Raw genomic sequence first — 12,871 nt, 5'->3', positions numbered from 1 at the left:
CTCTTGTCAGGCGCGGGCGCCCCACTGGACGCGATTCTGATCGAGCGCGCGGCGGTCCTCGTCCGTGGGTGGCTTGACGAGCAGCCGGGGCGGGAAGGTGCCCTCGTGCAGGGAGAAGAGATGCGGGCACAGCACCAGTGCGTCGCCGAGGCTCACGCCGAGCGGCTCCTGGTCTCCTTCGCGGAAGAAGACCACCAGGTCCGTGCGCGGGATGCTGGTCACGTCGTCGGCGGTCACCGCGAGGGTCTCCCAGCGGCCGGAGCGCTCGATCTGCAGCATCGACGACGGGAACGGCCCGCCGGCCTGGAGCCGCTCGCGTTGCTCGGCGTGCTGCTGGGCGTGGATGTCGGCGCGCAGCCGGGTCAGTCTCTGCTCCGCTGGGTGCCCCGCTGGTGGCAGCCACTCGCGCCACGCGTGGTCCGCCTGCACGTGGGGCAGTGGGCACACCTCCTTGTGGCTGCCGTGCACCGACTCCAGCACGTCCAGGAACTCCGGCCAGTGCAGGGTGTCGGTGTCCAGCAGGAAGAGGTCCTCGCGGGACGCGGGCACCGCTGCCCATTCGGAGCCGGTGACGCTCTCCATCTGGGTGAGCGCCGCCTCCATGGTCTGGAGGTCCGCGAACCAGGCGGAGTCGTTGCCCTCGGTGGCGTGCACGACGAGGATGGAATTGTCCTCGACGACGGGGGCGAGACCGAACTGCTCAGCCATGTCGCGCAGGTTCAGCACCGCGCGGGCCGCGCGGTTCACGGCCTCCTCCGCGGTGTCGCCGGCGAGTTGGTCCTCGCTGATGGGCATGACGGCCGTGGGTAGGTCGAAGGCGAGCCCGACGCCGATGTAGTCGGTGAGGGGGAAGGTCAGGGCCGGGCTGGCCTCCGGCCTGGTGAAGTAGTCGGCGCTGCGCACCAGGGGGATGGCGTCGTCGAGGCTGTGTTCCTCGTCGAGCGTGGTCTGGACGGTGACGAGGAGCTTGTCCAGTGACGCATGGAAGCGCATGAGGGCGTCCTCGTCCGATTCGCCGGGATCAGGCTCGGCGAGTTGCGGGTTGCAGATGATGTCTTCACCAGTGAGCAGCGTGAGCGTGATCATTCCCGGATGCTCGCTGCTGGGCGCGGCGGCGACCACCAGTGGGTGGGCCAGTGCCGCCGCAACGGCGTCGTCGAGTTCCATCCTTCGACAGTACCCGTGACCCGCCCCCTCACCGCCACACCCGTATGGTGGCGATGCGCCTTCTCAGGCGATTTTGCGCAGGGTCAGTTCGGCGAAGAGCCGGGCGCCGTCCGCCAGCACGGCGTCGTCGAAGAGGGCGTAGGCGGAGTGGTTGAACGGTGCGGTGGCGGGGTCCAGTTCCGGCGGGCAGGCCGACAGGCCGATGAAGCAGCCGGGCGCCTCCTCCAGCAGGCGCGAGAAGTCCTCCGCGCCGGCGAGCGGCTTCTCCCAGCGCGCGTGGCGCTCCGAGCCGAAGAGGTCTGTCACCGCTGCGGCCACGACGTCGGCCTCCGCGTCGTCGTTGACCGTGACGGGGTACTGCTCGAGCAGGGAGAACTCGCCCGTGACGCCGTGCGCAGCGGCGATGCCCTCCACCACCTGGGGGATGATCTCGATGAGCTTGGCCCGCACTCCGGTGTCGAAGGTGCGCAGCGTCGCTTCGAGGCGGCCGTCCTCCGGGATGACGTTGGCGATGGTGCCGGCCTGCAGCAACCCGACGGTGACCACGACGGGGTTCTGCACGTCGAAGCGGCGGGTGACCATGGTGTTCAGCGCGGTGGTGATCTCCGCCAGCGCGGGCACCGGGTCTGCCGCGAGCTGCGGGGTGGACCCGTGACCCCCGCGGCCCACCACCCGAACGCGGGCGACGTCCGAGCTGGCCATGACGGTGCCGGGCTTGGTGCTGAAGGTGCCATGGGGGTCCAGGGCGGACCACACGTGGATGGCGTAGACCCAGTCCGGCCGCGACCCTGCCACGTCGAGGAGGCCCTCCTCCAGCATGTAGCGGCAGCCGTCGACGCCCTCCTCGCCCGGCTGGAACATGAAGACCACGTCGCCGGCGAGGTCCGCCCGGCGGGCGGAGAGTTCGTGGGCGGCGCCGACTAGCATCGCCATGTGCAGGTCGTGCCCGCAGGCGTGCATGTTGCCGTTGGCCGACGCGTACTCCAGGCCGGTCAGCTCCTCGACGGGCAGCGCGTCCATGTCCGCCCGCAGCAGCACGACGGGGCGCTTGCCCTCCGTCGGTTTCCCGCCGCGCAGCACGCCCACGACGCTGGTCACGGACTCGCCCAGGGTGATCTCCAGCGGCAGCCCCTCCAACGCGCTGAGGACGCGGGCCTGGGTCTGGGGGAGCTGCAGGCCCACCTCGGGGATCTGATGGAATTCGCGGCGTAGGGCAACCAGGTCGATCATGGCCCTATTCATACCAGTCGCGGCGGACGGCCGCCCCGCGTCAGCCCGTGAAGAAGGCCTTGATGCCGCCCAGCATCATCTGGACCGCGAGGATCACCAGGATCATTCCCATCAACCGCTCGATGGCGATGAGGGTCTTGTCGCCGACGACCCGACGCAGGAAGCCCGAGAGGTAGAGGATCCCGGCGGTCACCGACCACGCCAGGATCAGCGCGCCCAGGAAGATCGGCCAGTCTGCCGGGTTCTGCGAGATGAGCACGACCTCGACGGCCAGCAGCGACGGCCCGGCGACATAGGGCACGGCCAGCGGGACGATGAACGGCTCGTCGTCGGTGTGGGGCTCTCGCAGGTTGCGCTCGGCGGTGGGGAACACCATCCGGATGGCGATGAGCAATAGGATCACTCCACCGGCTGTTTCGAGCGCGGCGTTGCCGATGTTGAGCAGGTCCAGCAGGCCCCGCCCCGCGAACAGGAAGGCCACCATGACGGCCAGGGCGATGAGGAGTTCGCGCAGGATCACCCACTGTCGCCGTTCCTCCGGGGTGTTGCGCAGTGCGGTCAGGAAGAGGGGCACGTTGCCCAACGGGTCCATGACCAGGAAGAACGTCAAGGCGGCGGAAAGCACGGGGTGTGGGCTCCTTTCAGGGCGCGGCGGTGCTCAGCCTGCCAGAGTCCGGCCGCCCGCGTGGGGGCGGGGTGGCGACGCAGGCTCAAAGCCCGGCAACAGAGCCCAGCCACAGATCCCCGTCGCAGGCCCACAGAAAAGGGCACCGGGGGTGGAAACCCACCCCCGGTGCCCGTGTGGCTGTCAGCTCACTGAGCCATGGTGCCCGTCTCGAGGAAGCGCACGTGCCAGCCCAGCGCGGTGGCCAGGTCGTGCGGCGTGTGCATGCCGTTGGCCTTCTTCTCCGCGAGCTTCACGTATTCACGCAGCGGCTCCTTGAAATCCGGGTGCGCGCAGTTGTCGATGATCGCCTTGGCGCGCAGCCGCGGGGCGAGCCCACGCAGATCCGCCAGGCCCTGCTCGGTGATGATCACCTGGACGTCGTGCTCGGTGTGGTCCACGTGGTTGACCATCGGCACGATGCACGAGATGGCGCCGCCCTTGGCTGTCGAGGGGGTGACGAACGACGAGATCCAACCGTTGCGGGTGAAGTCGCCGGAGCCGCCGATGCCGTTCTGCATGCGCGAGCCCATCACGTGGGTGGAGTTCACGTTGCCGTAGATGTCGGCCTCGATCATGCCGTTGCAGGCGATGACGCCCATGCGACGGATGGCTTCGGGGTGGTTCGACACGTCCTGCGGGCGCAGCACGATCTTCTTGGCGTAGTGCGCGGCGTTGTCGTTCATCTTCTCCGCGGCCTTCGGCGACAGCGAGAAGGCCGTCGCGGAGGCGACGCTGAGCTTGCCTGAATCCAGCAGATCCACCATGCCGTCCTGGATCACCTCGGTGTACGAGGTGAGGTTCTCGAACGGGCCTTCGAGCAGGCCCTGGAGCACGGCGTTGGCGATGTTGCCGACGCCGGACTGCAGCGGGAGCAGGTTCTCCGGCAGACGGCCGACCTTGACCTCGTGGCCGAGGAAATCCAAGAAGTTGCCGGCGATGGCGCGGGAGTCGTCGTCGAGGTGCTTGAACGGCGTGTTGCGGTCCGGCGAGTTCGTCACGATGATCGCGATGACCTTCTCCGGGTCCACCGTGAGGTACTTGCCGCCGATGCGGTCGCCCGGGTTTTGGATGGGCAGCGGGACGCGGTTCGGGGGAAGGGCGCCGATGGGGTAATAGATGTCGTGCATGCCGAAGAGGCCCTCGGACTGCCACTCGTTGACCTCGATGATGACCTTGTCGGCGTGCTCGAGGTAGGTGCGGTTCATGCCCACCGAGGACGACGGGATGAGGTCGCCGCTCTCCGTGATGGCGGTCACCTCGATGACTGCCGCGTTGAGCTTGCCCAGGAAGCCCTGGGAGACCTGGGGGCCCATGTGGGACAGGTGGATGTCCTGGTAGTAGGACACGCCGGAGTTGATGGTGTTACGCATGTCGGGATCCGACTGGTACGGGGCGCGGTAGGAAATGCCGCCTGTGCGGGCGAGGGCGCCGTCGAGCTCAGGGGCCGTGGACGCACCGGTCCAGACGCCGATCTTGAACTCTTCGCCGCGGTTGTGCGCGGCGTCGATGATGGCGGCGAGCGCCTCGGGGAACGCCTTCGGGTAACCGGAACCGGTGAACCCTGAGAAGCCTATGTTCCATCCGTTTTCGACGAGGGCGGCGGCGTCGTGGGCCGACATCACCTTGTTCTTGAACGCCTCGTATCGGATGCGACCTGACATCTGTCCTCCTTGAAGAATTTCGGTGGCGTGGCCCACCATACCGGCTGGCGTTTTGCCGGGGCTGTCGGGGCGAAATTGGACGGTGCAGCGGTGGCCGTTCCGGCTGTGCATGGCGTGCTACTACGACGTGTCCGAATCGTTATCGCATCAGCTTGACTCTGCGGCCCGATCCTCTTTAGTCTCAGCACAAAACAAAAGTGGCGGCGCCTCGATGATGAAAAGTCGCCCCGGAGACCCCGGCCCAAGAGAGTGAAGAGCATGAACCGCACACCAACCCCTGAAGACAAGTTCTCCTTCGGCCTCTGGACCGTCGGTTGGACCGGCACGGACCCCTTCGGCGGCAACACCCGCCCCGCCTTCGACTCGTGGGAATACGCCGAGAAGCTCGCCGAACTCGGCGCGTGGGGCATCACGTTCCACGACGACGACGTCTTCCCGTTCGGCTCCACCGACGAGGAGCGCGCCTCCCGCGTCGGCCGCCTCAAGGACGCCGCCGACAAGGCCGGGCTGGTCATCGAAATGGTCACCACCAACACCTTCTCGCACCCCGTCTTCAAGGACGGAGGGCTGACCGCCAACGACCGGTCCGTGCGTCGCTTCGGCCTGCGCAAGGTGCTGAAGAACGTGGACCTGGCCGCCGAGCTCGGCGCCAGCACGTTCGTCATGTGGGGCGGCCGTGAGGGCACCGAGTACGAGTCCTCGAAGGACCTCTACGCGGCCCATGCCCGCTACGCCGAGGGCCTCGATACCGTCGCCGGCTACATCAAGCAGCAGGGTTACGACCTGCGCATTGCGCTCGAGCCCAAGCCGAACGAGCCCCGCGGCGACATCTTCCTACCCACCATCGGGCACGCGCTGGCGCTCATCGCGACGCTCGACAACGGCGACATCGTGGGCCTCAACCCGGAGGTCGGCCACGAGCAGATGGCCAACCTCAACTACACCCACGGGCTGGCCCAGGCACTGCACTCGAACAAGCTGTTCCACATCGACCTCAACGGCCAGCGCGGCCTCAAGTACGACCAGGACCTCGTGTTCGGCCACGGAGACCTCATCAGCGCGTTCTTCACCGTCGACCTCCTGGTCAACGGCTTCCCGTTCTCGCCGGAGGCGCCCCGCTACGAAGGGCCTGTCCACTTCGACTACAAGCCGTCGCGTACCGAGGGTGTCCAGGGCATCTGGGATTCCGCCAAGGCGAACATGGAGATGTACCTCATGCTGGCCGAGAAGGCCAAGGCCTTCCGCGCCGATCCCGCCGTGCAGGCCCTCATGAAGGAAGCCAGCATCGACGAGCTGGGCCAGCCCACGTTGGCCGAGGGGGAGTCGATCGCCGACTTCCTGGCGGCCGAGGAGAAGTTCGACGCCGACGAGAAGGGCGCCCGCGAGTACCGTTTCGTGGAGCTCTACCAGGCGGCGCTGCGCCACCTCGTGAGCTGAACCTGACGGGAACCGTCAATGGCAGCGCCTGAGCCGTGGAGGCTCAGGCGCTGTTCTGTGTCCAGGGGCGCGCCTGTGGCCGTCTCTGCGACGGTGCCGCTCAGCGGTTGAATGCGAAGGCGGCCACCGCGTCGAGCCTGGCGAACGGGATGGCGACATCCGCGGCCGCGGCCGTGATGGGCTTGGCGCAGTAAGCGACGGAGAGGCCGGCCGCGTCGAACATGTCGATGTCGTTGGCGCCGTCGCCCACGGCCACCGTCATCTCGGGGTCGATGGAGTGGGCGTGGGCGAAGCGCAGGAGGTCGCGGGCCTTCTGTTCGCGGTTGACGACGGTGCCGATCACGCGGCCGGTGAGCCGCTCCACGCCGTCGACGGTCTCGGTCTCGAGTTCGTTGGCGTGGAAGAAGTCCAACCGGAGCCGCTCAGCGAGGGGGCCGACGAGCTGCGTGAACCCGCCGGAGGTGACGCCCACCTTCGCCCCGACGGCGCGCGCGGCGCGGATGAGGTCCTCGGCGCCCGGCGACAGCGTCATGGCCGGCGCCACGTCTTCGAACACCGAGACGGGCAATCCCCCCAGGGTGGCGACGCGCTCGCGGAGGGACGCGGTGAAGTCGAGTTCGCCGCGCATGGCCCGCTCGGTGATCTCCGCCACCTTCTCGCCCGCGCCCGCATGGTGGGCCAGCAGGTCCACGGCCTCCGTCGTCGTGAGCGTGGAATCCACGTCCATCAGCAGCAGCTGTGCCGGCTGCGCGGCAAGCGGCCTGGTGAGTACCCCGACGGCGACCTTGCCCGCGACGGCGCGGAGCGCCTGGCGCAACTGCTCCGGCTCGTCATGGCGGGCGTAGACGTTGATCCGCTGCCCGTAAGCCGTGCGGTCCACGGTCCTGGAGATCGGGTCGGGGATGCAGGCGAGGAGCGACTCAGGGATGGGGCCCACGGCCGCCAGCGTCACGCGGATGTCCATGGACCCCAACTTTAGAGGGGGTTTGCACCGCCGTCGTCCGGCGCCCAGCGGCCAGCCGGCCCCCCAAGCAGAATGAAGTTATGCAGCGGAGTAGCTGCACAACTTCACTCGGCCTCGGCTGGGATGCCCGAGCGGGCCGGGGCGTCAGTTGGGTGCGGCGATGGGGGTCACCGCCACCTTTGTCTCCTTGCCGCCACGCAGCAAGGTGATCTCCATCTCCTCACCCACGCGTCCGGCCCGCACCAGGGCGACGAGCGACTCGGTCGAGCTGACGGGCTGGCCGTCCACCTGGGTGATCTGGTCGCCCACGGCGATGCCGGCCTGCTCAGCGGGGGAGCCCGGCACGACCTGGACGATCTCGGCGCCCATCGGGCCGTAGCTCTGCACGTCGCTCGCGCTCACGCCGAGCTGCGGGTGCTCCGCCCGGCCGGTGGCGATCAGTTGCTCGGCCACGTACTGCACCTGGTCCGAGCCGATGGCGAACCCGATGCCGATGTTGCCGGCCTGGTTCTGCCCGGGCGACGGGATGGAGGCGATCGACGACGTGATCCCCACCAGTTCGCCGGCGCTGTTGACCAGCGCGCCACCCGAGTTTCCCGGATTGATGGCGGCGTTGGTCTGGATGGCGGCGGTCACCACCACGCTGTCGGAGGTCTGCTGCGACACGGTCTCGTTCGACACGGCGCGCGTGGTCACCGGGCGGTTCAGCGCGGAGACGATACCGGTGGTCACGGTGTCTGCCAGCCCCAGCGGGTTGCCGATGGCCATCACGGGGTCGCCCACGACGAGTTCCCGGGAGTCGCCGTAGCCCATCACGGCGAGATCTGCGGGCGGGTCGATCATCTTGATCACGGCGAGGTCCGTCGACGGGTCGAAGCCCACGGCCTCAGCCTGGTAGGCGGTGTTGCCGAGCAGCACGGTGATCTGCGCGCCGGATCCTGCGCTGGCGACCACGTGGTTGTTCGTAGCGATGTGGCCGTCGCCGTCGATCACGACGCCCGAGCCCTGGCTGCCCCCGTCGCCACCGGCCACCTGGATAGCCACGACCGATTTCGACGCCACCTCCGCCACGGCGCTCCAGTCGGGGTTCGTGGGGTCGCCCTGTACCACCGTGGTCTGCTGGCCGCCCGACGCGTCCTCGGTGGTCTCCGTCGAGGGGCCGGCGCTCGGCGTCGTCGACGTGATGCCGGGGGCCGCGGCGTCCTCAGCGGCGTAGCGCGAGGCGACGAATCCCGTGCCGCCGCCGACGCCGGCCGCGAGCATCGCGATGGCGAGCACGCCCGCCACCTGGGCGCCGCCGCGCTTCTGCGGGGGCCGCGTCGAGGTGCTGGTGGCCCCCGACTGCTGGTAGCTGGGGTACGCGGGCCTGGGCGGGTAGGCCGACTGCTGGAAGGAGGGACCCGACTGCTGGTAGGTGGGCCGCGGCGGGTACTGCTGCTGGGGCTGGACGGGCTGCTGCTGAGAAGGCTGCGGGTGCGCCGGGGGCTGCCACTGCTGAGGAGGGCGGTTTATCGGATCCGGCTGCTGGTTCTGCTCGTTGCTCATCTGGGCTCCTTGGTGGGTACGCGCCTAGATAACCCGTCCAGTCTATGTGATTCCTGTGAGGTTTCTTTGTGTCAGCTTCGGACCTATGCGGGTCACCGACCCGACGAGGTGACCGTGACGGTGTAGTGCCTGTCCTGCGCGACGACCCGGGTGCGCCCGAGCGTCTCGTTGAGGGCCCGGCGGTACGGCAGGTGCGAGTTGTACACGCACCACAGCTGGCCGCCGGGCTTCAGCACCCGTCGGGCGTCCACGAACATGTCGAGCGTGTCGCTGGAGTCCTTCGCCACGCCCTGGTGGAACGGCGGATTGGTGACCAGCGCGTCGACGCTCTGGTCGGCGTAGCCGTCGAGCCCGTCGCCCCAGGTGGCGTCCACCTGGAAGCCGTTGACCTCCGCGGCGACGGAGGTGCCGGCCACGGCGGACCAGCTCACGTCGCGGGCCAGCACCGTGTCGACGCCCTCCTTGGCCAGCCACATGGCCACGGACCCGTTGCCGCAGCCCCAGTCCAGGACGGTGTCGGCCTCGAGGGGGGCGTGGTCGCCGCCGCCGGCCAGCGCCATGAGCAACAGGCGGGTGCCGGGGTCCACCTTCGTGCCGCCGAACGTCGCCCCGTAGGCGGCGACTGCGTAGCCCAGGTCTTCATGCTGGCGCACCTTCGGCCAGTCGGATTCCAGGCCCTGCGGCCCCCAGGCGCGCAGCACCCGCGACTTCGAGCGGCCCAGCGAGGCCGCCACGGCCACGAAGTGCTTGGCGAGCACCTCGTTCATCGTGTGGTTCATGTGCCGGATGCGCGCACCGCCCAGGTACGTCACGTCCGGGGCGCCCTGCACCACGGCCGCGTGGTGGTCCAGCGCCGAGAGGCTCTTGGGGAGGCGGGCGAGCGCCAGGTCGACGCCGCCGAGGTCGTCGGGGTTGGCCACCAGATACTCCGGGGCCACCGACGCGGCGTCGCGCCAGTCGTCGCAGAAGACCCGCACGTCATCGGCGATGGTGAGCGCGTCCTCCACGAGCGCGGGCGCGTCCAGGATGGCTATCGCTCCGGCCTCCTTGGGGGCCTCGTCCCAGATCAGGTCGTCCACGGCGTCTCTCATGCGTTCACCCTAGACTCACCGGCGTGATTCTTCATCTGGTGCGGCACGGGCAGTCCGCCTGGAACCTGGAGCGCCGGCTCCAGGGCCAGACCCCCGACGTGCCGCTGACCGAGCAGGGCCATGCCGAGGCCGCGTCGGTCGCCGAGCTGCTCGCCGGCAGGCCGGTCTCCGCCATCTGGTCCTCGGACCAGGTGCGCGCGCTGCAGACCGCCGACGCCGTGTCCCGCGCGCTGGGCGTGCCCGTCCAGGCGACACCGGCGCTCCGCGAGCAGGGCCTCGGCCGACTCGAGGGGCTCAGCTACGACGACCTCATCGAGGAGCCGGTGCCCGACGGCGTCCACATCTCGGAGGTGCGCTGGGGCGGCGGCGAATCGGTGCGCGACGTGCATGAGCGCCTCACGCTGTTCGTGGCGGGGCTGCCGGAGGTCGACGGCGAGGTGGTGCTCGTCTCGCACGGTGACACCCTCCGCATCCTGCTGGCAGTGCTCGACGGCCGGGACCACCGCAGCGTCGAATGGCTGGAGTTCGGCAACGGCGAGGTCCGCACCCACAACCCGGCCCGATAGCCTTCCCCCGTGATCTCCAGAGCTCTCGGCCTCGCACTCGGCGTGCTCGCCGACCAGATCGTCGGCGACCCCCGGCGTCACCACCCGGTGGCCTGGTTCGGCTCGTTCGCCGCCCGGGCCGAAGCCCCCCTCTACGGCGACAACGTCGCCGCCGGGGCGGTTTACACGACGGCGACGGTGGCGCCCGTCGCGGCGCTGGGGGTCGCTGCCGAGCGGCTCACCCGTCGGCACCCGGTGCTCCACACCGCCGCCACGGCGCTCGCCACCTGGGCCGTGCTCGGCGCCCGCAGCCTCGCCCGGGAGGGCGACACGATGGCCGACAGCCTGGAGATCGGCGACCTCGCCCGCGCCCGCGCGCAGCTGCCCAACCTCTGCGGCCGCGACGCCGCCCAGCTCGACGAGCCGGAACTGGCCCGTGCCACCGTCGAATCCATGGCGGAGAACACCGCGGATTCGGCCGTGGCCTCGCTGTTCTGGGGTGCGCTGCTGGGCATCCCCGGCCTGCTGGGGCACCGGGCCGTCAACACGCTCGACGCCATGGTGGGCCGCCGCGATGAGCGCTACGGCCGCTTCGGCACGGCGTCGGCGAAGCTGGACGACGCCTTGGACCTCCTGCCGGCACGCCTCACCGGGGTGCTGGGTGCGGCGCTCGCTCCCGCGGTCGGCGGCTCGGCCCGGCGCGCCTGGGCCATCACGCTGCGCGACGCGGGCAACCACCCCTCGCCCAACGGCGGTTGGTGCGAGGCCGCCTGGGCCGGCGCCATCGGCGTGCAGTTGGGCGGGCGCAACGTGTACGCCAATCGCGTGGAGGAGCGGGGGCGGCTCGGCGACGGGCCCCGACCGGGCGCGTGTGAGGTGCGCAAGGCGGCGCAGCTGGTCACGCTCGTGACCGGCGCGGCGACGGCTCTGGCGGCGGGGTTCGCCCTGCTGAGGAGGGGGCGGCGATGAGTTTCCTGGTGGCGGGCACGTCGTCGGATGCGGGGAAGTCGCTGATCACCGCCGGGCTGTGCCGAGCGGCGCGGCGGCGGGGCATCGACGTGGTGCCGTTCAAGGCCCAGAACATGAGCAACAACTCCATGGTGGTGGCCGACGGCGAGATCGGCCGCGCGCAATACCTGCAGGCCATCGCGGCCGGGGTCACGCCGTCGACCGCGATGAATCCAGTGCTGCTGAAGCCGGGCAGCGACCGGCGCGCGCACGTCATCCTCCGCGGCCAACCAGCGGGCGAACTGCGGGCGGGGGAGTACGCCACCGGACGGCGGCTCTTGGCGCAAGCCGCGCATGACGCGTACCGCGAGCTCGCGGCCCGGCACGACCTGGTGATCTGCGAGGGCGCCGGTTCCCCGGCCGAGATCAACCTCCGCGCGGGCGACTACACCAACATGGGCCTGGCCAGGGCCTTCACCCTGCCCGTGCTGCTCGTCGGCGACATCGACCGCGGCGGCGTCCTCGCCTCCATCTACGGCACCTGGGCCCTGCTCGACACCGAGGACCGGGCGCTCCTGGCCGGCTACCTCATCAACAAGTTCCGCGGCGACCAGGCCGTCCTGGACCCGGGGCTGGACGAACTCACCCGCCGGTGCGGCCTGCCCAACTTCGGCGTGGTGCCGTGGCTGCCTGGCATGTGGGTCGACGGCGAGGACGCCTTGGAGGTGGCCCGGTGGCGCGGCGAGGAGAAGGCCGACGGCGGGCTCACCGTCGCCGTGATCCGGATGCCGCGCATCTCCAACGCGACGGACGTGGACGCCCTGGCTGCGGAACCGGGGGTGCACGTGAGCGTGACGACGAATCCCGCAGAGGTGGCCGCGGCGGACCTGGCGGTGCTGCCGGGGTCGCGGGCCACGCTGCACGACCTGGCGTGGCTGCGCGAGACCGGCCTGGCCGAGGCGGTGACCGCGAGGGCGGCGGCCGGGCGGCCGGTGCTGGGGATCTGCGGCGGGTTCCAGATGCTGGCCCGCGCCATCGTCGACCCGGTGGAGAGCGGCGACGACACCCCCGTGCCGGGTCTGGGGCTCCTCCCGGTGGACGTGCGGTTCGAGGCGGAGAAGGTGTTGGGCCGGCCGAAGGGTCAGTGGCGCGGGATTCCAGTGGAGGGCTACGAGATCCACCACGGCCGCATGCGCCCCTCGCCCGGGGGCGAGGAGTTCCTCGGCGGCGTCCGCGTCGGGCAGACGTGGGGCACCATGTGGCACGGCGCGCTGGAGTCAGACGACTTCCGCCGGGCCTGGCTCGCCGTCGTGGCCCAGGCCGCGGGGCGTGACTGGACGCCGTCGGCCGCGCCCGGGTTCGCGCAGCGGCGCGAAATGATGCTCGAAGCGGTGGCCGACGCGCTGGAGGAACACGCGGACGTGGAGCGCATCCTGTCGCTCGGCTGACCCCGCCGTCGGCGCCGGAAGGGGGTCTGCGAGGATGACTGCCAACGCGCAGAGCGTCAGAGGAACCCGGTGTGAATCCGGGGCGGTCCCGCCACTGTGAGCCCTAACGGGTGAGTCAGGAACTCTGTCTGCGCGGCCACTTTGTCCGGGCGAGCGAACCCACAGGAG

At 70.1% G+C, this 12,871-nt stretch carries 11 protein-coding genes and 1 riboswitch; of the genes, 4 read left to right on the top strand and 7 right to left on the bottom strand.

What is annotated here, in order from left to right:
- Nucleotides 1–6: 6 nt before the first annotated feature.
- The 4 genes from J7D54_RS12035 to J7D54_RS12020 form a co-directional block, all read right to left on the bottom strand.
- Nucleotides 7–1,167, bottom strand: coding sequence for a hypothetical protein (locus J7D54_RS12035; RefSeq protein ID WP_182764098.1), 1,161 nt, complete (start codon nt 1,165–1,167; stop codon nt 7–9).
- 63 nt (nt 1,168–1,230) lie between these two features.
- Nucleotides 1,231–2,397, bottom strand: coding sequence for a M20 family metallopeptidase (locus J7D54_RS12030; protein WP_245243995.1), 1,167 nt, complete (start codon nt 2,395–2,397; stop codon nt 1,231–1,233).
- A gap of 40 nt (nt 2,398–2,437) precedes the next feature.
- Nucleotides 2,438–3,022 carry a MarC family protein gene (locus J7D54_RS12025; RefSeq protein WP_182764096.1) on the bottom strand — a complete coding sequence of 195 codons (585 nt, stop codon included), beginning with the start codon at nt 3,020–3,022 and terminating at the stop codon, nt 2,438–2,440.
- A gap of 188 nt (nt 3,023–3,210) precedes the next feature.
- Nucleotides 3,211–4,725 (bottom strand): acetyl-CoA hydrolase/transferase family protein, encoded by a 1,515-nt coding sequence (locus J7D54_RS12020; RefSeq protein ID WP_182764095.1) that lies wholly within the window; start codon nt 4,723–4,725, stop codon nt 3,211–3,213.
- 258 nt (nt 4,726–4,983) lie between these two features.
- On the opposite strand from J7D54_RS12020, the gene xylA reads away from it, so the two are divergent.
- Complete coding sequence (xylA, locus tag J7D54_RS12015; RefSeq protein WP_182764094.1) at nt 4,984–6,162, top strand: xylose isomerase; 1,179 nt, start codon at nt 4,984–4,986, stop codon at nt 6,160–6,162.
- Nucleotides 6,163–6,262: 100 nt separating this feature from the next.
- Here the strand turns inward: xylA and serB are convergent, their stop codons facing one another.
- From serB to J7D54_RS12000, 3 genes are all read right to left on the bottom strand, one after another.
- Complete coding sequence (gene serB, locus J7D54_RS12010) at nt 6,263–7,126, bottom strand: phosphoserine phosphatase SerB (protein ID WP_182764093.1); 864 nt, start codon at nt 7,124–7,126, stop codon at nt 6,263–6,265.
- Between the two features lie 144 nt (nt 7,127–7,270).
- Entirely contained in the window at nt 7,271–8,671 is a 1,401-nt protein-coding gene (locus J7D54_RS12005; protein WP_245243993.1) for a S1C family serine protease, read from the bottom strand.
- A gap of 92 nt (nt 8,672–8,763) precedes the next feature.
- Nucleotides 8,764–9,762, bottom strand: a complete 999-nt coding sequence (locus tag J7D54_RS12000; protein WP_182764092.1) for a class I SAM-dependent methyltransferase — start codon at nt 9,760–9,762, stop codon at nt 8,764–8,766.
- Between the two features lie 23 nt (nt 9,763–9,785).
- Between J7D54_RS12000 and J7D54_RS11995 the strand changes: the two genes are divergently transcribed.
- From J7D54_RS11995 to J7D54_RS11985, 3 genes are read left to right on the top strand one after another with little or no spacing between them, the layout of a single operon-like run.
- On the top strand, nt 9,786–10,328 hold the full coding sequence (locus J7D54_RS11995) for a histidine phosphatase family protein (protein ID WP_182764091.1): 543 nt from the start codon (nt 9,786–9,788) through the stop codon (nt 10,326–10,328).
- Between the two features lie 9 nt (nt 10,329–10,337).
- Nucleotides 10,338–11,276 (top strand): cobalamin biosynthesis protein, encoded by a 939-nt coding sequence (locus J7D54_RS11990; protein WP_182764090.1) that lies wholly within the window; start codon nt 10,338–10,340, stop codon nt 11,274–11,276.
- The gene (locus tag J7D54_RS11985; protein ID WP_182764089.1) at nt 11,273–12,703 is read left to right on the top strand and encodes a cobyric acid synthase; all 1,431 of its coding nucleotides are present in this window, start codon (nt 11,273–11,275) and stop codon (nt 12,701–12,703) included. The genes J7D54_RS11990 and J7D54_RS11985 overlap by 4 nt, the downstream gene beginning before the upstream one ends.
- A gap of 15 nt (nt 12,704–12,718) precedes the next feature.
- A riboswitch (cobalamin riboswitch) is annotated at nt 12,719–12,850 on the top strand.
- Nucleotides 12,851–12,871: the final 21 nt, after the last annotated feature.

The organism is Tessaracoccus sp. MC1865, from assembly GCF_017815535.1.
GTDB lineage: Bacteria > Actinomycetota > Actinomycetes > Propionibacteriales > Propionibacteriaceae > Arachnia.
Note: the sequence above shows the minus strand (reverse complement) of the source record. Positions and strands in the feature narration are given on the sequence as shown.